Below are 25637 nucleotides of genomic sequence, written 5' to 3' on the forward strand. Positions count from 1 at the left end.
AACGACGAAGGAGTCACCATGAGAGACCAGGACGCCCAGCACCCCCTTCCGAGCGGAGGAGCTTTCCCGATCCCGGGAGCCCTCGCCCCGGAAGACGCCGCTCAGCAGAAGGCGGCGGCCGACCTCGGAAGCACACCCGAGCCGCCGAAAGTCAGCGCGGGGTGGATCACCCTGCTCGCGCTCGGTCTCTTCGGCGCCTACCTGGCGTTCGTCACCCCGATCGCGATCTCGCTCGCCATCCAGGTGCAGGCGCTCGCGCCCGGGAACGAGGAGTACCTGGGCGTCCTCCTCGGCGTCGGCTCGCTCGCCGCACTGCTCGTCGGGCCCCTCGGCGGTCAGCTCAGCGATCGCACGCGAACCCGTCTCGGGCGCCGGAGGCCGTGGATCCTGATCGGCACGTTCATCGGCCTCGTCGGCCTGACCGTGATGGCAGCAGCACCGAACGTGCTGGTCCTCGGTATCGGCTGGGTCATCGCGCAGATCGGCTGGAGCCAGACGGTCAACAACTTCACCACCCTCCAGGCCGACAAGCTCCCCGAGAGCCAGCGCGGCAAGGTCGGAGCGATCACCGGCTTCGCGACGATGGTCGCACCCGTCTTCGGCGCCGTCATCGGAGGAACGCTCGCGAGCCAGCCGTTCCTGCTCTTCCTGGTACCCGGCGCGATCGCCCTGGTCCTCGTCCTGGTCTTCGTCGCTTTCATGAGGGAGGACGACAGCCGGAACGCCCCGACCGAGCAGACACTCACCGCTGGGATCGTGCTCTCGAAGTACGTCTTCAACCCGCGCAAGTACCCGGACTTCTCCTGGAACTGGCTCGGCCGCTTCTTCTTCTTCTTCGGCCTCACGCTGAACACCTCCTACACCGCGTTCTTCTTCTCCTCGAGACTCGACATCCCCGTCGACGAGATCGGCGGCACCGTCGCCACGGTCGGACTGCTCGGCATCGTCGGCACCATCATCGGAGTCTTCGCGGGCGGCTTCCTCAGCGACAAGCTGCGCCGGCGCAAGGCCTTCGTCCTCGGCTCCGGCATCCTCTTCGCCGCCGGTTCTCTGGTAATGCTCCTGGCCAACGATCTGCCGCTCCTCATCGTGGGCGCATTCATGGGCAACCTCGCGATAGGCGTCTTCTCTGCCGTCGACCAGGCGCTGTTCCTCGACGTGCTCCCCGAGCGGGCGACCGAGGCGGGCCGCTTCGTGAACCTCACGCAGTTCGCGACCACCATCCCGCAGGCGCTCGCTCCCCTGCTGGCCTCGGTGATCCTCGCGATCGGCGCGGGTTCGGACGGTGCTCGCGACTACTCGATGCTCTACATCCTCGCGGCGGTGTTCACGCTCCTCGGCGGGCTCGTGGTCCTTCGCGTCCGCTCTGTGCGCTGAGCCGTACCCGCTCGAATCCGACTCAAAGGAAGCGCGAAATGAGAGCACTCCGTCCCGGCTTCCTCTGGGGCGCCTCCACCGCCCCGCACCAGACCGAGGGAGGCAACGTGAACAGCGACTGGTGGGTGTACGAGCAGCGCTCTGCGCACTTCGCCGCGAGCGGGGACGGGGTCGACTCGTACCACCGCTACGAGGAGGACATGCGTCTGCTCGCCGACGCAGGGCTCACCGCCTACCGCTTCGGGGTGGAGTGGTCGCGGATCGAGCCGCTTCCCGGGCAGTTCTCGCGGGCCGAGCTCGCGCACTACCGGCGGATGATCGACACCGCTCTGGGTCTCGGGCTCACACCGGTCGTCACCCTGCACCACTTCACGAGCCCGCGCTGGTTCGTCGAGGAGGGCGGCTGGCTGGGTGAGACCGCGATCAACCGCTTCACCGCCTACGTGCGCGAGGTGTGCGGGATCCTCGACGGAGTCGAGTGGGTCTGCACGATCAACGAGCCCAACATGTTCTCGTTCATGATCCTGATGAGCCGGATGATCAATTCCACTGCGGTGCCGCCCCTGGAGACGCCGACCATCCAGCCGGAAGGCGGCTTCACGCTGCCGTCCCCGTCATCTGAGACGACGGCGCGGCTGGTCGAGGCGCATCACGCCGCCCGGGCGATCGTGCGGGAGCTGACCGGCGCGAAGGTCGGCTGGACCGTCGCGAACCTCGCGCTCTACCCGCTGCCCGGCGGTGAGTCGAGACACGCCGAGGAGCAGCAGGTCCGAGAAGACGTGTTCCTCGAAGCGGCGCGCGGCGACGGCTTCCTCGGCGTGCAGGCCTACTCGACCCAGGGCGTCGACGCGAACGGCCTCGTGCCCAACCCGCCGAGCCCCGATAACACCATGGTCGGCACTCCGTACCGCCCCGACGCGCTCGGCATCGCCCTGCGGCACGCCTGGGAGGTGAGCGGAGGCGTCCCGCTCCTCGTCACCGAGAACGGCATCGCCACGCCCGACGACGCCCGGCGCATCGCCTACACGGAGGAGGCGCTCCGGCACCTCCGCGAGGCCGTCGACGACGGGATCGACGTTCGCGGTTATCTGCATTGGAGCCTGCTCGACAACTTCGAATGGGGCCACTGGGAGCCGACCTTTGGCCTGATCTCAGTCGATCGCGACACCTTCGAGCGGCATCCCAAGCCCAGCCTCGCCTGGCTCGGCCGGACCGCCACCTCGCTCGGCTCCTGAGGGTTCACGAGTCCGACATCCTCCGACCTCGACAGTGAAGAGCACAGCATGACCGACGACAAGATCGCCCTGACCGCCAACAGCACGATTGGCGCGTGGCTCGATCACCCCGCGGGTGCCGCGATCGTCCGCGGCATTGCGGAACAGGCTGGTATGGATGAGCACGCGCTCACGGTGCTCCGCAAGGTGACCCTCGGTCGCCTGATCGCATCGTCGCCGAACGCGCCGGCCGGACTTGCCGATTCGCTCGTCGCAAAGGCCAACGGCGGGCGCGTGCCCTCAGACGAGGAGGCGGCAGGTCTTGCCTGGGTCGAGAAGATCACTCCCGGGCGCTTCGAGGGCTCTACCGTGATCGTGACGGGCGCGGCCTCCGGAATCGGTCGGGCCGTCGCCTCGCGAGTGGCCCGCGAAGGCGGGCGGGTCATCGCCGTCGACATCTCAGCCGACCGGCTCGCCGGTCTCACGGACGAGCTCACCGGTCACGATGTCGTCCCCGTCGCCGGCGACATCACTTCGGAGGAGGGCGTCGCCGCGATCATCGCTGCAGCCGACGGGCGCGTGGACGCGCTTGCCAACGTCGCCGGGCTGAGCGACGACTTCGCTCCGCTGCACGAGGTGAGCGATGCCGTGCTCGAGCGGGTCTTCGCTGTCAACGTGTTCGGAGTCATCCGCCTCACCCGCGCAGTACTGCCGCTGATGATGGCGGCCGGCCGCGGATCCATCGTAAACATCGCCTCGGAGGCGGCGCTTCGCGGCTCCTCGTCCGGGCTCGTCTACACCGCGTCCAAGAACGCGGTCGTCGGCATCACGAAGAGCACCGCCTTCATGTACGAGCCGCACGGGATCCGCACGAACAGCGTCGCTCCCGGCGGCACGCTCACCGGGATGCGGCCGGTGAACACGAGCACGTTCGGCCAGCAGCGGATCGACAGCCAGCGAGCCGATGTACCCATCTCGGTCCCGGAGGCGCTGGCGGCGTCGATCACATTCCTCCTGAGCGACGACAGCGTCAACATCAACGGCGCGATCCTGCCGTCCGACGGCGGCGAGTCCGTGTACTAGGGCACGTCACGCCTCACGCCTCCGTCGCTCTTCACCCGCAGAATCGGCCGCAATCGGCCGGAAGGACCCATGCCATGACCACGCACACTGAACCCGCCGCCTTCGTCGGAGCCGACCGCCCGTCAGAAGAGGGCGACCCCGCGGTGTACTTCCGCCGAGGTTTCACCGTCGGTGGCGGGCTCCGCCGAGCCGAGCTCGTCGTCACGGCGCTCGGAGTCGTCGAGGCGTACGTCAACGGCACTCGTCTCGGCGACGAGGTGCTCGCACCCGGCTGGACCTCGTACCGGCACCGGGTGGTGGCCCGTCGCCATGACGTGACGGAGCTTCTGGTTGCAGGGGAGAACGTGCTCGGCGCGATCGTCGGCGAAGGCTGGGCGGTCGGCGCGCTGACCTGGGAGAACAACCGACACAACTACGCCGATCGTCCTGCGCTCTTCGCGCGAGTCGAGTTGACCTACGACGACCGAGTAGAGGTGATCGGCACCGACGGTGATGTGCGAGTCGGCACGGGCGCGGTGCTGTCTTCCGGGATCTACGGCGGCGAGTCGTACGACGCGCGTGCCGAGCCGATCGGCTGGGCCGAGCCCGGTTTCGACACGTCGTCGTGGTCGCCGGCGGTCGAGGTGCCGTGGGATCTCGCGACGGTCACGGAGGACGCCACTCCGCCGATCCGTCGTTCCGAGGAGCTCGCTCCCGTCGCGGTCACCATCAGTCCATCCGGCCGAACCATCGTCGACTTCGGTCAGAACATCTCGGGCTGGGTGCGCTTGGCCGTGTCCGGTGAGGCCGGCACGACGATCACTCTCCGTCATGCCGAGCTGCTGACCCCGGAGGGGGAACTCGAGATCGAGACGCTGCGCAGTGCCGCCGCGACCGATCGGTACACCCTCGGTGGCGGCGGGCCGGAGTCGTGGGAGCCGCGGTTCACCTTCCACGGCTTCCGTTACGCGGAGGTCGACGGCTGGCCGGGTGAGTTCGCGCCCGACGCTCTGCGAGCGGTGGTCGTGCACAGCGAGATGACCCGCACCGGCTGGTTCGAGACCTCGAACCCGCTGGTGACGAAGCTGCACGAGAACACGGTCTGGTCGATGCGCGACAACTTCGTCGGAGTGCCCACCGACTGCCCGCAGCGCGACGAGCGTCTCGGCTGGACGGGCGATCTCAACGCGTTCGCGCCGACCGCGACCTTCCTCTACGACGTCCAAGGGGTGCTCGGCTCGTGGCTGCAGGACCTCGCGGTCGAGCAGGCGGACACCGGGACCGTCCCGTGGACGGTGCCGGACGTGCTGCCGACGGGCTCCTCCGCGACCGCGCTGTGGAGCGACGTCGCGGTGAGCCTGCCGTGGGAGCTGTACCAGGAGTACGGCGACCTCGCGATCCTGCGCACCGCGTACCCCTCGATGACAGCGTTCGTCCGCGAGGTCGAGGCCGCGCTCGACGAGAACGACCTGTGGGGGAGCGGCTTCCAGTTCGGCGACTGGCTCGACCCCGACGCGCCCGCGGACAACCCCGCCGGCGGGAAGACCGACCGCTACCTCGTCGCCTGCGCCTACCTCTGCCGGACCACCCGCCAGATGGCCGAGACCGCCCGACTGCTGGGTGAGGGTGCCGACGCCGAGCACTTCGTCGCGCTGGCGAAGCGGGTCCGCGCGGCGTTCCGGCGCGAGTTCGTCACCGAGACCGGGCGAGTCGTCAGCGAGTCGGCTACCGGCTACGCGCTCCCGATCATGTTCGACCTGCTCGACCCGTCCCAGAAGCGGAAGGCCGGCGCGAAGCTCGCCGGGATCGTCGCGCAGTCCGGCTTCACCATCTCGACCGGATTCGCCGGCACCCCGCTGATCACCGACGCCCTCAGCAGCACCGGCCACCTCGAAGAGGCCTACGAGCTGCTGCTGCAGACGAAGAGCCCGTCCTTCCTCTACCCGGTGACGATGGGCGCGACCACGATCTGGGAGCGCTGGGACTCCGTCCTCCCCGATGGCACGATCAACGCCACCGGCATGACCTCGCTGAACCACTACGCCCTCGGCGCCGTCGCCGATTGGATGCACCGCGTCATCGGCGGCCTCACCCGCACCTCCGCGGGCTGGCGCACCCTGACGATCGCCCCGCAGCCCGGGGGAGACCTGACCTCCGCCCGCGCCGTGCACGACACCGTGCTCGGCCGCGCCGAATCGCACTGGCGCGCCGAGGGCAGCGAGATGCTCTTCGACGTCGTCGTGCCCGATGGCGCGACCGCGACGGTCGTGCCCCCGCTGCACCCGGACCGCCTCAGCATCGAGGTCGGCCCCGGCGCCCACTCCTGGCGCTACCCGCTGCCCACCGGCTTCGGCGAGGAAGCGGTGCTCTCGCTCGAGACCCCGATCAAGGACGTGATGAAGCACGACGCCCTCTGGCAGGCCGTGCTCGACGTGATGCGCGCCTACTTCCCCGGCGTTCCCGTCGAGGCCGCCGGCAGACACATGGGCGACCTCCCGCTCGGGATGCTCGCCTCGCGCCTGCCGCAGAACGGCGAGGCGATGGAGCGCGACCTCCTCGCTGTCCTGGAGACCGCACGATGACCGCCGAACCGACGGACGACACCGCGATGACCCAGACCTACGACTCCTTCCACCCCGGCCGGGTATGGCTCGACACGAAGGGCGAGCGGATCCAGGCCCACGGCGGCTCGATCCACTACGAGGACGGCGTCTACTACTGGTACGGCGAGAACAAGGAGAGGACCGTCCCCGGCAGCGGAATCTGGCACTGGGGCATGCGCGCCTACTCCTCGACCGACCTCTACAACTGGGAGGACCGCGGACTGATCGTGCCTCCCGTCCTCGACGATCCCGAATCGCCGCTGCACCCCTCGAAGGGCGCCGACCGGCCGCACATCCTCTTCAACGAGAAGACGAGCAAGTACGTCTGCTGGATCAAGGTCATGGACGAGGAGGCGAAGACCCAGTCCTCCGCCGTCCTCACCGCCGACGCCTTCCTCGGCCCCTACGAGATCGTGCGCACCGGACTCCGGCCGCTCGGCATGGACGCCGGCGACTTCGACCTCGTCGTCGACCCCGCCACCAAGAAGGCCTACTACTACTTCGAGAAGGTCCACACGGAGCTCATCTGCGCCGAGCTGACCGACGACTACACCGACGTCACCGGCGAGCACACCAGCCACTTCCCCCACCCCGGCCCGCCCTACACCCGCGAGGCGCCCGCCCACTTCGAGCGGAACGGCAGCCACTACCTCATCACCTCCGGCACCACCGGGTACTTCCCGAACTTCTCCGAGACTGCGAGCGCACCCGGCTTCCACGGACCGTGGACCGTCCTCGGCGACACCCACCCGACGGACGCCTCGCGCACCTCGTTCCGTTCGCAGATCACCTCTGTCTTCCGGCACCCGACCATCGACGACCTCTACATCGCCCTCGGCGACCGCTGGCTTCCGCAGCTGCCCGAGGACATGCCGAATGTCTACGACTCCGTCGCCGCGATGACCGCGGGCGGTGGCGAGGCGCGCGCCGGGGACGCTCGCGAGACGACCCCGGAGGACCGGGAGCGGATGGGTGCCCTCATGGCCGCCGGCCGTGGCGAGAACACGGCGATCGCTGACTACGTCTGGCTACCGATCAGCTTTGACGGGCCGTATCCCGTCATCCAGTGGCACGACGAGTGGCGCCTGGACACGAAACGCTGACGCCAGCGCGTGGTGCGGCTCGCTCTGGGTTCGCCGGTCCAGCGTGAGCGTCGCTGCGCTGGAGCCGACCGTCAGGCGTGGCGGACGTGGAAGACCGTCTTGAGGAGGTCCTCGTCTCGAGAGCTGCGTCCGACGAGGAGATCGAACGCGCCGAGTTCGACACGGCGGTCGCCGTCGGCGTCGACGAGCGAGCAGTCGGAGGCGGCGATCTCCAGCACGGTATCGACTGATTCCCCGGGCGGGACTGTCATCTGCACGAAGCTCTTGAGCTCCCGCTCGGCCCAGGTGACGCTGGTGATCTGATCGGCGATGTACGCCTGAACTGTCTCGAGCGCCGGCCGGTCTCCGGTGTTCGTCAGCGTCACGGTCGCCCGGATCAGTCCGTCGACGGGGACGGAGTCGCTCTCGAGCCGCAGATCGGAGTACTCGACAGTCGTGTAGCTGAGCCCTTCACCGAACGCGAAGAGAGGGTCCTGGGTGAGGTCGGCGTAGCGATCGCCGTGCTGCCCGCGGATCTGGTTGTAGTAAACGGGCAGCTGCCCGACGTGGCGGGCGAACGTGATCGGCAGGCGGCCGGAGGGTTCGATCAGGCCGAGGAGGAGTTCGGCGATCGCGGTCCCGCCCTGCATGCCGGGGTTGAAGGCTTCGACGATCGCGGCCGACCCGAGGACGGAGTTCGGCAGGGTCGACGGCTTGCCCTGAATGAGGACGACGATCACGGGAGTGCCGGTGGCGACGAGTGCGTCGACGAGCGCGACCTGGCCGCCCTGAAGCTCCAGGGTCGCGGTCGATTTCCCCTCTCCCGTGAGCGCGACGGTGTCGCCGATGACCGCGACGACGTAGTCCGCCTGCTCGGCGGCGGCGACGGCCTCGGCGATCAGATCCGCGTCAGGTGCTGCCGCTCGGAAGAGCGGCGGACGCGGCTGCCCGTCGGGGTAGGTCGCGCCGGCGGGGTCGGGGACGAGGTCGCCGACGTCCGCGCCGCGGGTGTGAGTGATGGTCCAGCTCTCGGGCGCGATGTCGCGGAGACCGTCGAAGACAGTCCGCGTCATCTCCCGCGGGTGGCCGTCGCCCATCCAGTCCACTTGGCCGGAGAGGCCGGCCCAGTCGCCGAGCTGCGCATGCACGTCGTCGGCGTTCGGGCCGACGACCGCGACACGGGTCGGCCTCGTCGGATCCAGGGGGAGCGTGCCGTCGTTGCGGAGGAGGACGAGAGAACGGCGGGCGGTCTCGAGGTTGATCGTCGTGTGCTCGTCGGAGCCGATCACGGCGGCTTGGCGCGCCGTGTCGGGGGAGCGGGGGTCCTCGAAGAGTCCGAGCTCGAACTTCAGCGCGAGGATGCGACGGACCGCGTCGTCGATGAGCGCCTCGTCGAGGTCGCCACGGTCGACGGCCTCCTGAGCTGCGTCGAAGAACTGCGGGGTGTTCATGATCAGGTCGTTCCCGGCGCCGACCGCGACGGTCGCCGCTTCGACGTCGTCTGCGGCGACCTTCTGCTCCCAGACCATGCGGCCGACGTTGTCCCAGTCGGTGACGAGGGTGCCGGCGAAGCCCCATTCGCCCTTGAGGACCTCGTTGAGCAGCCACCGGTTCGTGGTGATGGGGACGCCATCGATGGCCTGGTAGCCGAGCATGAACGTCGCGACGCCCTCGCGGGCGGCCTTCTCGAACGGGGGCAGGAACCAGGAGCGGAGCTTGCGGCGGCTGAGGTCCGCCTCGGAAGCATCGCGGCCGCCCTGGGTCTCGGAGTAGCCGGCGAAATGCTTTGCCGTCGCGAGCACCGCGGTGCGGTCCGTCAGCCCGTCACCTTGGTAGCCGCGGATCATCGCTGCTCCCAGCTCACCGATGAGGTGCGGGTCTTCTCCGAACGTCTCATCGACTCGCCCCCACCGCAGGTCGCGGGTGATGCAGAGAACGGGGGAGAACGTCCAGTGCAGGCCGGTGGCGGCGATCTCAATCGCTGCGGCGCGGGCACCTCGTTCGAGCAGTCCCGGATCCCAGGTGCAGGCCATGCCGAGCTGGGTGGGAAAGATCGTCGCGCCGGGCCAGAACGAATGGCCGTGGATAGCGTCATCGGCCATGAGCAGCGGGATGCGCAGTCGCGTGGTTGCGACGAGATCGCGGGCCTGCAGCATCCGCTCGGGAGAGGCGTGCAGCAGCGACCCGCCGAGTTTGCCGGTGACGAGGTCGGCGAGATCGCCTCTCGCGTCGAGCTGCAGCATCTGCCCGACCTTCTCGGCGAGCGTCATCTGCGCGAGGAGGTCGTCGACGCGCTCGCCGACGGGCAGTGCAGGGTCGAGATAGGGGGCGCTCATGTCGATTCCGTTCGGGGTGTCAGAGGGCGCTGAGCCGGTCGGCGATACCGTCGAGTACGCCGGCGGGAACGCCGTCGAGCTCGGTGCGGAGGGTGCGCTGAGGGACCCACCGGGTGCGGTGACGGATCCGATGTACTGACTCCGGCGCGTGGGTGGTCAGCTCTTCGACGAGGACGTCGTAGGCGCCCGGACGGTCGATCACGTCTGAGAGGGCGCTGTCGGGGGAGACGGACGGTACCGGTGAGGACTGTCCGGCGGCGATGCGCCAGGCGTGGAATCCGGAACCGACCTCTTCCGACTCCAAGCCGGGAACGTCGACCTCAGCGACGCAGTTCGCCGGGACGGTCACCTCGAGGATGACGTCGCCGCCGTCACGGCGCCACGAGACCTCGGCGCGACCGTAAGGGGTGTCGTGGACGGCCGCGGCGTGGTCGAAGCTCGCGAGCAGGACCGGGGCGATGCGCAAGCGCCGGTATCCGGGCGCTGCAGGGGCGAGGCCGGCGAGGCGGCGGTGCAGCCAATCGGCGACGGCGCCGAAGGCGTAGTGGTTGAACGAGGTCATCTCGCCCGGGTTCACGCTGCCGTCTTCGAGGAGCGAGTCCCAGCGCTCCCACACCGTCGTCGCGCCCATGGTCACGGCGTACAGCCAGGACGGGTTCTCGGTCTGCAGGAGCAACCGCTCGGCGACGTCCGCGCGGCCGGTGTCGACGAGGGCGTCCTGAACGAGGGGGGTGCCGACGAAGCCGGTCGCCATGCGATAGCCCTCACGGCGCAGCAGCTCGGCGAGGCGCCGACCCAGTGCGGCCCTGATCGAGGGGTCGCGGACGATGTCGTAGCGCAATGCGACGGCGTAGGCGGTGGGCGCATCGGACATCATGCGGCCGGAGGGGGTGAGGTATTCGGCGCAGAACGCATCACGGGCGCGCTGGGCGAGGGCGCAGTAGCGGTCGGAGTCGTCGAGGTGTCCGAGGATGTCGGCGGCGGACGCGACCAGGTCGAGCGCACGGATGAGAGCGGCGGAGGCGACGAGGTCAGGGTCGGCGCGGACGTCCTCGGGGTGCTCGGGAGGCGCGGCCGGGTCGAGCCAGTCGCCGAACTGGAACATGCCTTCCCACAGCATCCGGTCTCCGGCGACTCGCAGCAGTGCGTCGGCCCAGGCTCGCATCGACTCGTACTGCTCGGCCAGGGCGCGTCGATCGCCGAAGCGCTCGTGGAGCACGCTCGGGACGACGACGGCAGCGTCTCCCCAGGCAGCGGCGGGGTAGGGGTCTCCGGGGAGGACCCAGGGGACGACGACAGGGCAGACGCCGTCATGGGCGGTCTGCTCCGCGGCGACGTCGCGCAGCCAGGAAGCGAGGAAGGCGTCGCTGTCGTAGAGGAAGGAAGCAGTGGGGCTGAACACCTGGACATCCCCGGTCCAGCCCAGGCGCTCGTCGCGCTGGGGGCAGTCGGTGGGGATGGCGAGGAAGTTGCCTCGCATGCCCCAGACGATGTTCTCGTGCAGCCGGTTCACGAGCGGGTTGGAGGAGTCGAACCAGCCGGTGCGGCGCATGTCGCTGCCGATGACGACCGCGATGACGTCGGTGGGATCGAAGTCACCCGGCCAGTCGTCGATCTGGGCGTAGCGGAAGCCGTGGAAGGTGAACTCCGGCTCCCACATCTCCGCGGCGTCGCCGGCGAGGACGTAGCGGTCAGTGGCGGCCGCGAAGCGGAGCGGCCGGACACCGAGCTCGTCGTTCTCGAGGACTTCAGCGTGACGGAGGGTGATCACGTGTCCTTCCGCTCCGGAGACGGTGATCCGGAGGCGGCCGACCAGGTTCTGACCGAAGTCGAGGATCAAGCGGCCGGTGGGGGAGGTGAGCACCTCCTTCACGGAGACCTCTCCGGTGCGGCGGACGGGTTCCGCGAGCATCGCCTCCGGAGCCCGGCCGACGCCGGAGCTGGCCACCTCGGTCCACGCGGAGTCGTCGAACCCCGCGGTGCTCCAGCCGTCGATTCGGCGGCGGGCGTCGTAGTGCTCGCCCGCGTAGATCCCGCTCGAGACGATCGGCCCGTCAGCGGTCGCGCGCCAATGAGTTCCGGTGGTGACGACACTGGTCGAGCCGTCCGCGTGCACGAGCAGCAGCTGCGCCGCGACGGAGGGCTGCTCGCCGTAGACGCGTCGGCCCTCGCCCGCGAAGCCGTACTCCTCGGTCCACCAGCCGCCGGCCAGGCGGATGCCGATGGCGTTGCGTCCAGGGGTGAGGAGCGCGCTGACGTCCACGCTATCGTGCACTGTCCGGTACTGGTAGGACGACCAGCCTGGTTTGAGTACGGAGTCATCGACGTCGGCTCCGTTGAGCTCGATCTGGAAGACGCCTTCGGCGGTCGACGAGAGGTAGGCCGCGGTGATGTCCGGCTCTGCGTCGAACTCGGCCCGCAGCAGTGCCGGCGTCGCCGGGGCTGACGGGTCGGTCAGGGCGATCCGCTCGGCGATCCATTCCCCGTTCGCGAGGAACGTCGTGCGGAAGGTGAGGGGGTCGCTCCACGGTGTCGTCTCGCCGGTCGTGCTGGTCGCCTGCACCTCGAGGGTGTGGACGGTGTGCGGGAGAAGCTTCGCGAAGGGCCAGTCGAGGAAGGAGGACTCGTCGCTGTCGATCTCTGCGACGTCTTCTCCGTTGAGTCGGATCCTGGCCGAGGCCTGCCACCAGTTCGGAGCATCGGCCACGGTCCAGCTCACCTGCGGGAGAGGGGAGTCGGCGTAGGCGCCGTCGGTGCGGCGGTCGATGCGGACGGTGTCGATGCGGGCGGTGGTTGCGGACATGGTTCTCCTCGGGGAGGACGAGCGACGGCGGCGTCGCTGTGCGGTGAGCGGCGAGTCAGCCCTTGACGGCGCCCGAGGTCATTCCCTCGGTGATCTGACGGTTGAAGAACACGTACATGACCAGCGGAGGGATGGTGATCAGCAGGATGTCCATGAACAGCAGGTTGAATGCGCTCTGGGTCTGGCTCTGGAAGTTGTAGAGGGTGAGCTGCACGGTCGCGTTCTCATCTCCCGGCAGGAAGTAGAGGGGGTTGGTGAAGTCGTTGAAGACGGCGACGGACTGCACGACGATGACGGTGACGACGACGGGCTTGAGCAGCGGGAGCACGACGGTGAAGAACAGCCGCAGCGGGCCGGCTCCGTCGATGATCGCCGCCTCGTCGAGCTCTTTCGGGATGGTGGCGACGAAGGCGCGGAACAGGAGGACGCAGAAGGAGAGGCCGAAGGTCGCCTCGATCAGGATCAGGCCTGGCAGGGTGCCGAAGAGCTCCATGCCCTGCAGGACCCAGATCGTGGGGACGACTGCGGGCGGGACGATGAGGCCGGCGAGGACGAAGAAGTTGATGACCGAGTTCAGCTTGGAGGGACGTCGCTGGAGCACGTATCCGACCATCGCCGCGAGGACGACCATCACCAGGACGCTGGTCACGGTGAGCACGGTGCTGTTGAGGAATGCGCGGACGATCAGGCCGTCGCGGGTGGTGAGCACCGCGATGAGGTTGTCGAAGAAGACCCATTCCTCGGGCCAGGAGAACTGCAGCGCCGACGCGTCGGTGGAGGTCTTCGACGAAGTGAGGACGATGAAGATGAAGGGGACGATGAAGACGGCGAAGGAGACGACGATGGCGATGCCGCCGACGGTCCAGCGCTGGAGGGTGGCGCGTTTCACTGGTTCGCCTCGCTGCGGTTGAGCAGGCGGGAGATCGGGATCATGATCGCCGTGACGACGACGAAGAGGATCACGTTGCCTGCGGTGGACAGGCCGTAGAAACCGGCCTGGTACTGCTTGTAGATGACGGAGGCGATCACGTCGCTGGTGAAGCCGGGGCCGCCCTTGGTCATCGCCCAGATCAGGTCGAAGGACCGCAGCCCGCCGATGAGGGACAGGATGATCACGGTGCCGGTCGCCGGCGCGGCGAGTGGCAGGGTGATGTTGCGGAATCGCTTCCAGGAGGAGGCTCCGTCCATCTCTGCGGCTTCGTAGTACTCGCCGGGGATCGCGACGATGCCGGCGATGAAGATGAGCGTCGCGATGCCGACGCCCTTCCAGACGTCGACTGCGGCGACCGAGAGCAGTGCGAGCGACGGGTCGGTCAGCCAGCCCGGTCCCTCGATGCCGAAGACGCCGAGCGCGCCGTTGACGAGTCCGTCGAAGGGGTCCAGCAGTGCCTTGAAGGTGAGTCCGACGCCGATGGTCGAGACGAGCACGGGGAAGAACACCACGGCGCGCAGGTATCCGCGGCCGATGAGCTTCGAGGTGAGCAGCACGGCCAGGGCGAGGCCGAGGACGACCTTCGCGGCGGAGGTGAGGAAGCCGTAGACGAAGGTGTTGATGAAGCCCTGGACGAGCTGAGGCTCCTGGAAGAACTGGACGAAGTTCCCGAAACCGATGAACTCGATGTCGAACAGGGTCCAGCGGGTGAGGGAGAAGTACAGCGACGCGAACGTCGGCACTGCGAAGAAGACGATGAACAGCGCCGCGGCCGGGATGTAGAACCAGGACGGGTAGATGCTCTTCATCTTGCGGGGCGGGCGGTTGCGCTTTCCTTGCTTCGCAGTCGCCTCGAAGGGCACCAGCGGCGTCGTTGTCGTGGTCATTGTTCTCCAAAGAGGCCGGAGGCGGGCGATGGAGCGCCCGCCTCCGGGGTTCGAGGGGAGGGGAGGTGGTGAGCCGAGCGGGTCGTCCGCTCAACTCACCGGCCGGGTCACCAGCCTTCGAGGCCGAGCTGCTCGGCCTGCTTCTTCACGTCGTCGTCGTACGTCGCGGCGCCCTTGGCGGCGTCGCTGATGCCGGAGCCGACCTCGACCGCGATGTTCTCGAGGTTCGGTCCCTTGATGGGCGAGAGGAACTCGAGCGCGGTTCCGGTGTTCTCGGCGTCGACATAGGTCTGGATGTCGGAGACGATCGTGGGCACGTCGTCCGGCAGCGCGCAGGCGCTGGTCGAGAACGGTCCGTTGATGCCGAGGTTCTCGCCCTGGAGGGTGCAGCCCTCGGGGGAGTTGATGAACGCGACGAACTTCTTCGTCGCCTCGAGCTCTGCGCCCTCGACGCCCTTGGGGACGTAGACGGCGGCCGGCTCGAAGAGGGTCAGGGTGGTGTCGTCGGCGTTGTCGGCGGGGATCGCGAAGAAGCCGATGTCGTCCACGGTGTCGGGGTTGAGCGCCGTCAGGTTCGCGACGATGAAGGACAGAGTCGGGTACTGGGCACCGGATCCGTCGGAGAGCATCGCGGCGGCGTCATCGAACGTGGCGGAGGCGAAGTCCTCGTTGAAGAGACCGGCGTCGGCGACGTCCTGCAGGTGCTGCCAGCTGGCGAAGGCGGGCTCGTCGGCGTACTTCGCCTCGTTGTCGGTGTACTTCTGGGCCCAGTCGGAGTCCACGGCGGTCACGTTCGCGAAGTCCGCGAGGATCATCAGCTGGCTGGTCCAGGTGTCACCGTAGCTCTGGATGACGGGAGCGGCAGTGCCGGCGGCCTTGATGGCCTCGCTGTTGCTGACGAACTCGTCCCACGAGGTCGGGACCGAGAGGCCCAGCTCCTCGTAGATCTTCTTGCTGTAGGCGATGCCGCCCGCGTTGCCGGTACCGATCGGCGCCCCGTAGAGGCCGTTCTCGCCGGAGGCGACGGTCTTGAAGCCGTCGGTCAGGTCGCCCACCCAGGCCTCGTCCGACAGGTCGGTGAGGGTCTGGTCGGGGTTCAGGGCCTGCAGCAGCGAGCCGGTGTTGTAGCTGAACAGGTCGGGGATGTCGCCGGTGGAGAGGCGGGTCTTGATCAGGTTGTCACCCTCGGTGCCGCCAGGTCGCGTGTCGACCTTCACGGTGATGTCCGGGTTCTCCTTCTGGAACGCAGCGATGGTCGCGTCGGCCATCGACTGCGGCTGGTCGCCACCCTCGATCAGCCAGGTGATCTCGGTCGAACCGCCGGACGTTTCGCTGGAACCGGAGCAGCCGGTCAGGGCGAGAGCAGATGCGACGCCGAGAGCGACGGCGGCGCTGATTCGGATGCTCGTGGTGCGCTTGCTGGGCATTCTTTACCTCCTCGTAAAGACACTGAAGTGTGCTGTGTAAACCGGTTGACGTTCGGGGTGAACCTCAGCGGCGGAACTCAAAGTAGCTGTCGCCTCGACGGCGTGTCAACTGGTTTACGAAACTGTGATCAGGCCACGGCGAACCTGTTAACCAGTTCACGTCCTCGGTACTCTTGATCCGCCGGCATCGACGTCGGCGGAGAAGGAGTGGGTGATGACTCTCGACCAGCAGGAGCGCGCAAGCTCCTTCCGCCGACCCTCGATGGACGACGTCGCGGCGGAAGCGGGCGTCTCCAAGGGTGCGGTGTCGAAGGTGATCCGCAACGCTTACGGAGTGTCTCCCGCGATGCGCGAGCGGGTCGAAGGGGCGATCGCCCGTCTGGGATACCGTCCCCGGATCGCGGCCCGATCGATGCGCGGTCCGAGCTTCACGATCGGCTTCGAGCTTCCGCAGCTCGGCAACGACTTCTTCAACCAGGTGATGCAGGGCGTCGGCGACACGCTCGCCGGCTCGCAGTACCAGCTGATCATGGCGCCGGGGATCGGAGAGCTCAGGGGTGCACCGGTGCTCGACGCCCTCGCGGACCGGCAGGTGGACGGGATCCTCGCGATCTCGCCGGAGGTGACACCCGAGTGGCTCGAGAACCTCGCCCGCACCATTCCCCTCGTTCTGATCGGACGCCACGACGCCTCTGCCGCGTACGACACCGTGACGAACAACGACGCTGCTGGGGTCGGCCTGGTGATGGACCACCTCCGCTCCCTCGCCCACACCAGAATCGCCCATCTGACCGTCCGGCCGGCGATCGATCAGGAGGGCGCTCGAGCGCCGCACGCGATCCGCTTGACGACCTATCTGGATCGGATGCACGAGGACGGCCTGTCGCCTGACGTCGTCTACTGCGACGCCTTCGAGATGGACGCCTACCGAGCGGCGAAGATTCTCATCGAGAAGCCCGATCCTCCGACCGCGATCGTCGCCGGGAACGACACTCTGGCAGTGGGAGCGCTGCGCGCTGTGGCGGAGGCTTCGGGAACTCGTCGAGCGATCTCCGTCGTCGGCTACGACGACATCGACCTCGCCAGTCATCCCTTCTTCTCCTTGACGACGGTGGATCAGTTCGGCGTCGAGGCAGGTCGGGCGGCGATGACGATGCTGCTCGAGCGGATCCAGGGCGGCCGCAGTGAAGCGCGCCACTTCCAGCTCGAACCGGAACTGCGGATACGGACGTCCTCGCGCGTCGCCTCTTCCTGATCGGTCCTCGGCGCTGCCGCGCACTCTCGAGCGGGGTCGAAGGGGTTGCAGTTCCGCCCCGGCCGTTCGGCGGATTGGCGGGGGGATGGGTGAAGGGGGTGGTGAGCACTGGCTCGCCACCCCCTTCGGGTCTTACGTCGTCCGGTTAGCGTCTGACGACGATGACCGAGACGCCCTTCGCTGATGCGACGGTGTCACTTCCTCCGTAGGAGAGGGTGATCTTCTTCGTGCCCGGGCTGAACTTCCCGATCGGGATGGAGACCTTTCCGTTGGAGAGCGTCCCGGTGAAGGTCTTGCCGTCCACCTTGACGGTGACGGTTCCTTCTGCGGTGACGTTCTTCGCGAGCGGCTGGACCCTCACGGCGAGCGTGAAGGACGTGGAGGTCGTCCCTGTGAGCTTGTTCGGCACGCCGATGACCAGTGCGGCCGACTTCACGAACACTGCCGCGCTCGTCGCTGTGCCGGCGGGCCCTGAAGCAGGAGTCGCCGTCACGGAGACGGTGAGGGACTTGCCCTGATCGGCCAAGAGCACACGGTAGGTGGACTTGATCGCACCGGGGATCGCCGTGCCGTCTCGCAGCCACTGGTAGGAGTAGCTCAGACCACTCTGGTTCCACTCGCCGGGGTTCGCGGTGAGGGTCTTCCCGACCTGGGGGTCGCCGGAGATCGAGGGCGCCGTAGTGGCGACCGGAGCGGTCTGCGGTGCAGCCGTGAAGCTCATCGACTTCTGCAGCGGCAGGTCACGGGAGGACGATCCGACGGAGAGGGTGTACTCACCGTCGACCGTGGTCCACGAGTCGGTGTCCACGTCCCAGATCGAGAGGGGGTGGTTGCTCGCCTCGGAGTCCACGACCACTTCCACCGTGCGCTGCTCGCCGGGGGCGAGCTCGAGACGGTCGAAGCCGATCAGGCGCTTGCCGGGTTCGTCGGCCGCCTCGGGGAAGGTGAGGTAGACCTGCGGGATCTCCGCTCCGGCGACGCCGCCCGTGTTCTTCACGGTGAAGCTGACGGTGGCGCGAGCGGTGCCGGCGGTCTTGTCGACCTCCGCCTTCGCGCTCAGGTTCGAGTAGGCGAAGTCCGTGTAGGACAGGCCGTGACCGAATTCGAACAGGGGATCGATGCCCTGCTCGTCGTACCACTTGTAGCCGACTTCGAGACCCTCGGTGTAGTCGACCTGACGGATCTCGTCCGAGCCTTCTGCGCGGGTGGTCGAGCCGTCCGCGAAGACTCCCGGGTACTGCGCGTTGTCGCCGGTGCCGGTGGGCAGGTCGGTGAGGGCCTTCGGGAAGGTCACGGGCAGTTTGCCGGAGGGGTTCACGTCGCCGAAGAGCAAACCGGCGATGGCGTCGCCGCCACGGTCTCCTGCCCACCAGGTCTCCAGGACCGACGGGACGCTGTCGAGCCAGGGCATGAGGACCGGTCCTGCGGTCTGCAGCACGACGGCGGTGTTCGGGTTCGCGGCGGAGACGGCTTCGATGAGCGCGTCGCCGTCCTTGAACAGGTTCAGCGAGTCGAGGTCGAAGAACTCGCCCGCGACGTTGAAGCCGAAGACGATGACGACATCGGCGTCCGCAGCCACAGCTGCCGCGGCAGCCGGGTCGCTGCCGTTGTTGTAGACGACAGTGCTGCCGTTCTCGGCTGCCCGGGCCTTGATGGCGTCGAGGGGAGCGACCTGGTGGCAGTCGATGACCGTGGAGGCGAAGGTGTTCCCGTAGAGCGGGGACGTGCACGTCGTGCGAGCGCTCACGCCGCCCTGCGCGTAGGCCGGGTCCGCAGTGATCTCGTTCGAGGCTGTCGGGCCGATCACGGCGATGGTCTGCGGCTCGTTGCTCAGCGGAAGGAACTCGTCGTCGTTCTTGAGGAGAACGGAGCCCTTCTCCGCCATCTCGAGTGCGACCTCGCTGGAGCGGGCGGTGCGGACGTCGCTGTACCGGCCGGAGTCGGGAAGCTGGAAGTCCTGGATTCCGCTGGCGAACTTCGCGCGGACCACCCGGAACGCCGCGGTGCGGATCTGCTCCGCCGTGATCTCACCGGAGGCGAGCGCGGCGTCGAGAGCGGGGGGAGCGAAGTACTTAGGCAGGCTGAGCTCCTGGTCCAGGCCCGCGTCGAGGGCGGCGACGGTCGACTTCTGAGCTCCGTTGTCGGTGACGGCGAAGCCCTTGAAGTCGAGCTGGTCGCGCAGGATCGTGGTCAGCAGCTCCGGGTCCTCGCAGGCGTAGACGCCGTTGAGCTGATTGAAGGAACACATGACACCGGCGGGATCGGCGTCGAAGGCGATCTCGTAGGGCTGCAGGTAGAGCTGGTGCAGCGTGCGCTCGTCGATGTTCGACGAGCTGGTTCCCCGGTCGAGTTCCTGCTGGTTGCCGACGAAGTGCTTGAGCACGGAGGCGACGGGCTGACCGGGGTTGCTCTCGCGAAGGGAGGTGACCCATTCGGCGGCGAGGGAGCCGGCGAGCAGCGGGTCCTCGCCCAGGTACTCGGCGTTGCGGCCACCCCAGGGGGTGCGCACGATGTCGATGCCGGGCGCGAAGATCGTGTTGTACTGCTGCTTCCAGGCCTCGTCGGCCATCACGGCGCCCTTGTCGGCGGTGAGACCGAGATCCCAGCTCGAAGCCTGCGAGACGGGAACGGGGAACGCGGTCGTTCCAGTGCCGTAGGCAATGCCCCAGGGCCCGTCGATGTCGGCGTTGAACTGCACGCAGTCGGGGTGCTCGGGGTAGGTGACCGGGGGTCCGGGCGGCTGCCCGAGACCGCCGGCGGTGTTGAACTCCGTGAAGCCCACGTCGTTCGCCGAGGCCTCGTTGAGCCACCGGTACTGCTGCTGGATCGTCGATGCGTCCAGGAGCAGGTTGGCGCGGTCCTCGGGGGAGCGAGTCGGGTCCGTCCACGGGCAGTTCGGGTCGACGGCGACGGGAGTCGCGCCCTGCGCCGGGGCCGCGAGGAGCGACTGTCCGGAGAGCAGCACGACGGCGGTGGCCACGATGGCGGCACCACGGGTGAGCGCGGAGCGACGGGCGGATGCCCGGAGGGAGCGGGATCGCCGCGAGGGCGGTGGGGAGTCGGCGGCGAACGCCGACTTTCGGGGAGCACGGAACATGGGTATTACCTCCTTGTAATGACCACCAGAATTAAGACGCCGCCAGGGTGCGGGCGCGCCGAGGGAGCGTCGCGGGCTGGCGACGGGGAGAGAGCGAGCGGACCGTCGGGGTTTTACGGCGCTCGGCTGGGGTAGCAGGCCATACCGTACGGACCTGAGCATCTCCTCGTCAACTGATTTACACTTTTAGTGTGAACTGGTTGACGCTCGGGTCCTCGGCGAGAAGAGTGGGACCTGTTCGGCGGGGGTGCCGTTCGACGGATGTCGAGACAGAGCCTCCGACGTGCTCATCCGATCAAGGAGGATCATGAGGAAGTATCTATTCCCCGCCGCGCTCGCTGCGGCCGCGCTGGTCGTGGGCTCGGTGGCGGCAGTGTCGCCGGCGTCCGCCGCCTCACTCACCTCGGCGGACTTCATCAAAGCCAGTGGGAACGTGCTGAAGACCGGCTCCGGGGCCGGAGACACCATCAATCTGCGCGGCACGAACGTCGGCGGATGGCTCACCCAGGAGGACTGGATGTCCCCCCTCGGAGAGTTCGCGACCGATCGCACAGGTTGGTCGGTGAGCGCCTCCACAGGAAGCGGCTCCGAGGCGATCGACGGATCGGGGTCCTCCGAATGGACGACCGCCTCGGGCAAGCGCAACCCGGACTGGCTTCTCCTTGATCTGGGCGCGCCCACCCGCTTCAACCGGCTGACTCTCGACTCGAGCTCAGCAAGCCAGTATCCCCACGCGTTGAGGGTCGAGACGTCCTCGGATGCGACCACGTGGCGCAACGTCGCCGAACAGCCCGGCACGAGCGGGCGCACCACCGTCAAGTTCGTTCAGCAGGACGCGCGGTATCTTCGGCTCACGCAGACGGCCTCCGACGGAGCGGTGTGGTCGGTCGGAGAGCTGAATCTCTTCTTCGATGCGGTTCTCGCGAATCGCCCGTTCACGGCGACGGCCAGCTCTGCGAGTTCCTCTGCTCCACGAGGTGTCGACGGCGATCTGGCGACGACCTGGCAGAGCGGGACACCTCAATCACCGGGGCAGAGCTACACCGTCGACTTCGGCCGCACAGTGGAGATGGACCGGGTCTTCCTCGACTCAGGCGCCGCAGCCTCGAACGACTTCCCTCGACAGTGGGAGATGGCCACCTCCGACGACAACGTGAACTTCACCCCGATCGCCAGCGGGTACGGCACCAACCGCATCGTGGAGGCCGACTTCAAGGCATGGAAGTACGGCCGCTACCTCAAGATCACCTCGAACGGGACTGCCGCCCAGTGGTGGACGATCGCCGACCTCTCGATCGCCGCAGGCAGCAACCTCGACCGCAACGGCTGGTCCGTGACCTCCTCCGTCGGCAGTGACATCAAGAACGCAGTCGACGGGAATCCCGCCACGCGATGGAGCACAGGAGTCGCGCAGGCGCCAGGTCAGTCCGTCCGGATCGACCTCGGATCCCTGCAGACCCTGAACAACCTCTCGATCGACACGGCTAAGAACACCACCGACGAGGGTGACTGGGCGCGTGGATACCGGCTGGAGCTCTCGCGAGACGGCGCCAACTGGAAGAGCGTCGCAACGGGAGCCGGCGATGTGAAGGTGACCACGATCGGATTCCCCGCTCAGGCCACCCGCTACCTCCGCCTCACGCAAACCGGTTCGGCCCTGCAGTGGTGGTCGATCGGCGAACTGACCGCCGGCCTCTACAGCGACGACTACTCCCTGAACAACACCCTGACCTCGCGCTTTGGCACCGCCGGCGCACAGAAGGTGCTCGACGCCCACCAGGATGCCTGGATCACGGAGAGCGACCTCGACGCCATCGCCGCTACCGGTCTGAACTTCATCCGCGTCCCCATGGGCTGGAGCACCTTCCTCAACCTCGACGGCACCTGGAAGGCAGACCCCTGGAAGAAGGTCGACTGGATCACCCAGGAAGCCTCCGAGAGAGGGATGTACGTCCTCCTGGACCTGCACACCGTCCCCGGCGGCGGATGCCCCTGGGGAAGCTGCGGACGCATCGGCCCCGCACCCAACGGCTTCTGGGGCAACGCGACCTACCAGGACTGGGTCGAGGACATCTGGACCGCCATCGCGAACCGCTACCGCGGCAACCCCGCGGTCGCCGGCTACGACCTCATCAACGAGCCGCTGATCGACGCGTACGAGGACGCCGACGACCTCAAGAAGAAGAACGACTACTTCGACCGCCTCTACGACGCCGTCCGCGCGGTCGACCCCGACCACCTGATCGTGCTCGCGGCCTTCCTCGGCATGGACTCCATCGCCGACCCGGAAACCTACGGCTGGACCAACGTGATGTACCAGCTCCACCCCTACGACATGTCCAGCCCGAGAGACTGGAATGCGCAGAACCGGCTGGTCGAGAACGAGCTCGCCGCTGCACCCTCACGCCTCGCCGATCCAGGAGTCCCGCTGCTCAACGGCGAGTACTCCCTGTACTACAACGACGATCTCTGGGCGAAATGGATGGCCGGCATGAACGCGTCGAACATCTCCTGGTCGAACTGGACCTACAAGGTCCGAGGAGCGGCGAAAGACGCCTTCGGCTACTGGGGCATGTACTACGACAATCAGGCCCCCGTCCCGGTCATCAACAGCGACGATCCTGCGACGTTCATCGCGAAACTCAAGCAATTCACGACCGACCACTTCACGAAGAACACCGGCTTCGTCCAGACGGTCAAGAAGTACGCCGGCGGCTTGTCCACCTTCTCGCCGGTCGCCATCAGCCACAGCGGCTGGACGGCGACAGCGTCGACATCCGCGAACGGGACGCCGCCCTCGGCAGGCATCGATGGCCTGAACGGCTCGGCCTGGTACAGCGGTCGTTCGCAGAGCGGAGCGGAGTGGTACCGGATCGACATGGGATCCTCCAAGCGGCTCGCCATGGTGACCCTCGAAACCGCCGCTGGGTCACCCGACGACTACCCGCGCAGCTTCACCATCGAGGTATCGACCGACGGGACGAACTGGAGAACGGCCACAAGCGGCGTGGGCTACGGCTACAAGCGCCCCATTTCGATTCCGCCGACGACGGCCCGGTTCATCCGCATCACCCAGACGGGAGCTGCCACCAACTGGTGGAGCATCGACGAGGTGACGGCGTACTCGTCCTACTGAGACACGTAAGAGGGGGTTCTGCGTCCTCCGCGGGGCAGGGCCCTCTCAGCGTGGTACACCAAGCCATCTGGGGGCGAAAAGGTACTGAAGCTGTGGCAAAAAGATCCGTAGTCGCCCGGGAGTGTAATTGCTCGCAGCTTCGATTGGTGAGGAACATTAAGCGCTCACCCGCGACAGAAGTTGTCGACCACCGAGCATCGCGGACGACATCGCGCTGCTTGTGCGGGGCCGCCATATTCAGCGGCCGAGGAATTGGACGACGCGAGTTGAGGATTCCGCGTAGGACTGGAAGATACTGCCGTGCCCGGAGTCCAGGTAGCAGACGGGCTCGGAGTCGGTGATCCGTCTGCACGAATCGGTGAACAGCACTGAGGGCACCATGCGGTGGTAATCGCCGTCGGCGATCAGCATGGGCAGGGTGAAGACCAGGAGGTGAGTTAAGCCGCCCATAATGATGTTGACGAGGACGATGACGTGCCAGCGTTCGGTGATCAGGTCGATATGCGGGGGTCATTCTTCACAGGCGTCCCTGTAACGTCACGAGGAAGACCACGAGGAGGCCGCTCCTCGGACTGAGCTCTCGGTAGGCAGAAGAGTCGCTGCCTGTTGACGGTGCTGTCCGTTGCTATGGGATTCAGGCTCAGCGTTTCAACTCGGGGTAGAGGGCCTCGACGGGGGCACTCAGGGCGGCCTTGACCGAGGCCGTGATCTCGTCCGCGATCACCTCGTACTCGCCTGCTTCGACAGCGTCGAACACCTGGGCAACGAGGTCGGCGGGGAACATCTTCGGGCCGTTGGCGTGGGCGGCCATGGCGGTGTCGACATAGCCGACATGCACGCCGACGACGAGAGCGCCCTTTGGTTCGAGTTCCAGACGCAACGAGTTCGTCGCCGACCAGAACGCGGCCTTCGAAGCGCTGTAGGCGCCGCCGAAGGCATACCAGCTCGCGACCGAGTGCATGTTGATCAGCACCGACTCTCGATTCCCGGTCAGCACCGGGACGAAGGCTTTCGTAAGCAGCACGGGGGCGAAGAAGTTGGTCTCCATCGTGGCCCGGAGGTCATCGACCGAGAGGTCGAGAAGATTCGCCGTCGGCGGCAGCATGCCGGCGTTGTTGATCAGCACGGTGACATCGCGAGCAGCAGCAACCGCCGCGTCTACAGAGCGCGGGTCGGCGACGTCGAGCGCGAGCGGCACGACCCGGTCGTCGTCCCACTTGCGCGGGTTGCGGGCGGTGGCATAGACCTTGGCGGCGCCGCGGGCGAGGGCGCCGGCAACGAACTCGGATCCGATCCCGCCGTTGGCTCCGGTCACCAGAACGACGGCTCCGAGAAGTGAGTGCATGAACTGCTCCTTGACGAGGGATGGGATGTGACGAGGTGGGGACGGACTGGGCGGAAGTGACTGGTTTGATCAGTCGTCCATGGCGATGACGATCTTGCCGCGCAGGCCCCCGCGCTCGAGGGCGGTGAGCGCAGCGGGGGTCTGCGCGAAGGGGAACACGCGGCCGACAACGGGATGCAGCACTCCCGCCTCGACCAGCGCCGCGATTTCGGCAAGTTGGCGGCCGTCGGCGTGCATGAACAGGAAGGTGTACTTCACGCCGAGTCGCCGCGCCTGCCAACGAATGGACGCGCTGAGGCCCCCGATCGCAAGCCGAAGGCCTGGATTGAGGCCGAGCGCGCGAGCGAACGCCGGGTCTGGGGGTCCGGCGATGCCGATCGCGCGCCCGCCCGGGCGCAGCACCCGCAGCGACTTCTCTAGGTTCTCCCCTCCGATACCGTCGACCACGAGGTCGTAGCCCTGAAGGACCTGCTCGAATCGCTGCGAGCGGTAGTCGATCACCTCGTCGGCACCGAGCTCGCGGAGCCACTCGGCGTTCGAGCCGCTCGCAGTCGTGGCGACGTACGCTCCAAGGCCCTTCGCGAGCTGGATGGCGATTGAACCGAAGCCGCCTGCGCCGCCGTGGATCAGCACACGACTGCCCGCAGTGACGTCACCGCTTTCCACCAGCGCCTGCCATGCGGTGAGAGCGACCAGCGGCAACGATGCGGCGTCGACCATGGACAGCGACGCGGGCTTGAGTGCTACGTCGGCATCGGCGATCGCGATGCGCTCAGCGAAGGTTCCAATGCGAAAATCGGTAGGACGGGCGAAGACCTCGTCACCGACCGCGAACTGGGTGACGGCCGGGCCGATGGATTCGACCACTCCGGCGACGTCGTGGCCGAGAGTCAACGGCAGCTCATAGCGGAGCATCGCCTTGAACTCACCCTCAGCGAGCTTCACGTCGAGGTGGTTCACGCCAGCAGCGTGTACGCGTACCAGCAGATCGTGCTCGCCCAGGATCGGCTCGGGAACATCCGTTTCTGTGACCTCACCCTTGTACCGGGTAATCGTGTAGGCCTTCATCGGGTTCATCTCCT

The 25637-nt window shown here is 67.5% G+C and carries 16 protein-coding genes; 7 read left to right on the forward strand and 9 right to left on the reverse strand.

Annotated features, from left to right (window positions below; all coding sequences use genetic code 11):
- The first annotated feature begins 18 nt into the window (after positions 1 to 18).
- From EDF36_RS18705 to EDF36_RS18725, 5 genes are all read left to right on the forward strand, one after another.
- On the forward strand, positions 19 to 1377 hold the full coding sequence (locus EDF36_RS18705) for an MFS transporter (RefSeq protein ID WP_123734165.1): 1359 nt from the start codon (positions 19 to 21) through the stop codon (positions 1375 to 1377).
- Between the two features lie 38 nt (positions 1378 to 1415).
- Positions 1416 to 2612, forward strand: coding sequence for a glycoside hydrolase family 1 protein (locus EDF36_RS18710; protein ID WP_123734166.1), 1197 nt, complete (start codon positions 1416 to 1418; stop codon positions 2610 to 2612).
- 48 nt (positions 2613 to 2660) lie between these two features.
- Complete coding sequence (locus EDF36_RS18715; RefSeq protein ID WP_123734167.1) at positions 2661 to 3674, forward strand: SDR family NAD(P)-dependent oxidoreductase; 1014 nt, start codon at positions 2661 to 2663, stop codon at positions 3672 to 3674.
- Positions 3675 to 3748: 74 nt separating this feature from the next.
- Positions 3749 to 6235 carry an alpha-L-rhamnosidase gene (locus EDF36_RS18720; RefSeq protein ID WP_123734168.1) on the forward strand — a complete coding sequence of 829 codons (2487 nt, stop codon included), beginning with the start codon at positions 3749 to 3751 and terminating at the stop codon, positions 6233 to 6235.
- Positions 6232 to 7359 carry a family 43 glycosylhydrolase gene (locus EDF36_RS18725; protein ID WP_260300801.1) on the forward strand — a complete coding sequence of 376 codons (1128 nt, stop codon included), beginning with the start codon at positions 6232 to 6234 and terminating at the stop codon, positions 7357 to 7359. Before EDF36_RS18720 ends, EDF36_RS18725 begins: the two co-directional genes overlap by 4 nt.
- Before the next feature lie 71 nt (positions 7360 to 7430).
- On the opposite strand, the gene EDF36_RS18730 is transcribed toward EDF36_RS18725, so the two are convergent.
- The 5 genes from EDF36_RS18730 to EDF36_RS18750 all read right to left on the reverse strand — a co-directional run bounded on the left by EDF36_RS18730 (position 7431) and on the right by EDF36_RS18750 (position 15722).
- Positions 7431 to 9674 (reverse strand): glycoside hydrolase family 3 N-terminal domain-containing protein, encoded by a 2244-nt coding sequence (locus EDF36_RS18730; RefSeq protein WP_123734169.1) that lies wholly within the window; start codon positions 9672 to 9674, stop codon positions 7431 to 7433.
- Between the two features lie 19 nt (positions 9675 to 9693).
- Positions 9694 to 12477, reverse strand: coding sequence for an alpha-L-rhamnosidase (locus EDF36_RS18735; RefSeq protein ID WP_123734170.1), 2784 nt, complete (start codon positions 12475 to 12477; stop codon positions 9694 to 9696).
- A 55-nt stretch (positions 12478 to 12532) separates the two neighbouring features.
- The gene (locus EDF36_RS18740; protein WP_123734171.1) at positions 12533 to 13366 is read right to left on the reverse strand and encodes a carbohydrate ABC transporter permease; all 834 of its coding nucleotides are present in this window, start codon (positions 13364 to 13366) and stop codon (positions 12533 to 12535) included.
- Positions 13363 to 14295, reverse strand: coding sequence for a carbohydrate ABC transporter permease (locus EDF36_RS18745; RefSeq protein ID WP_397459917.1), 933 nt, complete (start codon positions 14293 to 14295; stop codon positions 13363 to 13365). Before EDF36_RS18745 ends, EDF36_RS18740 begins: the two co-directional genes overlap by 4 nt.
- A 107-nt stretch (positions 14296 to 14402) precedes the next feature.
- The gene (locus tag EDF36_RS18750; protein ID WP_123734173.1) at positions 14403 to 15722 is read right to left on the reverse strand and encodes an ABC transporter substrate-binding protein; all 1320 of its coding nucleotides are present in this window, start codon (positions 15720 to 15722) and stop codon (positions 14403 to 14405) included.
- A 214-nt stretch (positions 15723 to 15936) separates the two neighbouring features.
- Here EDF36_RS18750 and EDF36_RS18755 point away from each other — a divergent pair, with 214 nt between their 5' ends.
- A complete protein-coding gene (locus EDF36_RS18755) occupies positions 15937 to 16977 on the forward strand; it encodes a LacI family DNA-binding transcriptional regulator (protein WP_123734174.1) in 1041 nt (346 codons plus the stop codon).
- Between the two features lie 145 nt (positions 16978 to 17122).
- Here the strand turns inward: EDF36_RS18755 and EDF36_RS18760 are convergent, their stop codons facing one another.
- On the reverse strand, positions 17123 to 19957 hold the full coding sequence (locus EDF36_RS18760) for a glycoside hydrolase family 3 C-terminal domain-containing protein (RefSeq protein ID WP_185020557.1): 2835 nt from the start codon (positions 19955 to 19957) through the stop codon (positions 17123 to 17125).
- Positions 19958 to 20381: 424 nt separating this feature from the next.
- Between EDF36_RS18760 and EDF36_RS18765 the strand changes: the two genes are divergently transcribed.
- A complete protein-coding gene (locus tag EDF36_RS18765; protein WP_123734176.1) occupies positions 20382 to 23210 on the forward strand; it encodes a discoidin domain-containing protein in 2829 nt (942 codons plus the stop codon).
- A gap of 237 nt (positions 23211 to 23447) precedes the next feature.
- Here EDF36_RS18765 and EDF36_RS21450 read toward each other — a convergent pair whose 3' ends face one another.
- From EDF36_RS21450 to EDF36_RS18780, 3 genes are all read right to left on the reverse strand, one after another.
- A complete protein-coding gene (locus tag EDF36_RS21450; protein WP_185020558.1) occupies positions 23448 to 23621 on the reverse strand; it encodes a hypothetical protein in 174 nt (57 codons plus the stop codon).
- 229 nt (positions 23622 to 23850) lie between these two features.
- Entirely contained in the window at positions 23851 to 24555 is a 705-nt protein-coding gene (locus tag EDF36_RS18775) for an SDR family oxidoreductase (RefSeq protein WP_123734178.1), read from the reverse strand.
- A gap of 69 nt (positions 24556 to 24624) precedes the next feature.
- The gene (locus tag EDF36_RS18780; protein ID WP_123734179.1) at positions 24625 to 25623 is read right to left on the reverse strand and encodes an NADP-dependent oxidoreductase; all 999 of its coding nucleotides are present in this window, start codon (positions 25621 to 25623) and stop codon (positions 24625 to 24627) included.
- Between the last annotated feature and the right edge of the window lie 14 nt (positions 25624 to 25637).

Origin of the sequence: Rathayibacter sp. PhB152 (assembly GCF_003751395.1) — a bacterium.
In the GTDB taxonomy this organism is placed as follows: domain Bacteria; phylum Actinomycetota; class Actinomycetes; order Actinomycetales; family Microbacteriaceae; genus Rathayibacter; species Rathayibacter festucae.

Excerpts from the sequence above, each read along its gene's own strand:
- EDF36_RS18715 (WP_123734167.1), top strand. The coding sequence starts at position 2,661 with ATGACCGACGACAAGATCGCCCTGACCGCCAACAGCACGATTGGCGCG.
- EDF36_RS21450 (WP_185020558.1), bottom strand. The coding sequence starts at position 23,621 with ATGCTGATCGCCGACGGCGATTACCACCGCATGGTGCCCTCAGTGCTG.
- EDF36_RS18720 (WP_123734168.1), top strand. The coding sequence starts at position 3,749 with ATGACCACGCACACTGAACCCGCCGCCTTCGTCGGAGCCGACCGCCCG.
- EDF36_RS18780 (WP_123734179.1), bottom strand. The coding sequence starts at position 25,623 with ATGAAGGCCTACACGATTACCCGGTACAAGGGTGAGGTCACAGAAACG.
- EDF36_RS18730 (WP_123734169.1), bottom strand. The coding sequence starts at position 9,674 with ATGAGCGCCCCCTATCTCGACCCTGCACTGCCCGTCGGCGAGCGCGTC.
- EDF36_RS18765 (WP_123734176.1), top strand. The coding sequence starts at position 20,382 with ATGAGGAAGTATCTATTCCCCGCCGCGCTCGCTGCGGCCGCGCTGGTC.
- EDF36_RS18705 (WP_123734165.1), top strand. The coding sequence starts at position 19 with ATGAGAGACCAGGACGCCCAGCACCCCCTTCCGAGCGGAGGAGCTTTC.
- EDF36_RS18710 (WP_123734166.1), top strand. The coding sequence starts at position 1,416 with ATGAGAGCACTCCGTCCCGGCTTCCTCTGGGGCGCCTCCACCGCCCCG.
- EDF36_RS18775 (WP_123734178.1), bottom strand. The coding sequence starts at position 24,555 with ATGCACTCACTTCTCGGAGCCGTCGTTCTGGTGACCGGAGCCAACGGC.
- EDF36_RS18735 (WP_123734170.1), bottom strand. The coding sequence starts at position 12,477 with ATGTCCGCAACCACCGCCCGCATCGACACCGTCCGCATCGACCGCCGC.
- EDF36_RS18750 (WP_123734173.1), bottom strand. The coding sequence starts at position 15,722 with ATGCCCAGCAAGCGCACCACGAGCATCCGAATCAGCGCCGCCGTCGCT.
- EDF36_RS18755 (WP_123734174.1), top strand. The coding sequence starts at position 15,937 with ATGACTCTCGACCAGCAGGAGCGCGCAAGCTCCTTCCGCCGACCCTCG.
- EDF36_RS18725 (WP_260300801.1), top strand. The coding sequence starts at position 6,232 with ATGACCGCCGAACCGACGGACGACACCGCGATGACCCAGACCTACGAC.
- EDF36_RS18745 (WP_397459917.1), bottom strand. The coding sequence starts at position 14,295 with ATGACCACGACAACGACGCCGCTGGTGCCCTTCGAGGCGACTGCGAAG.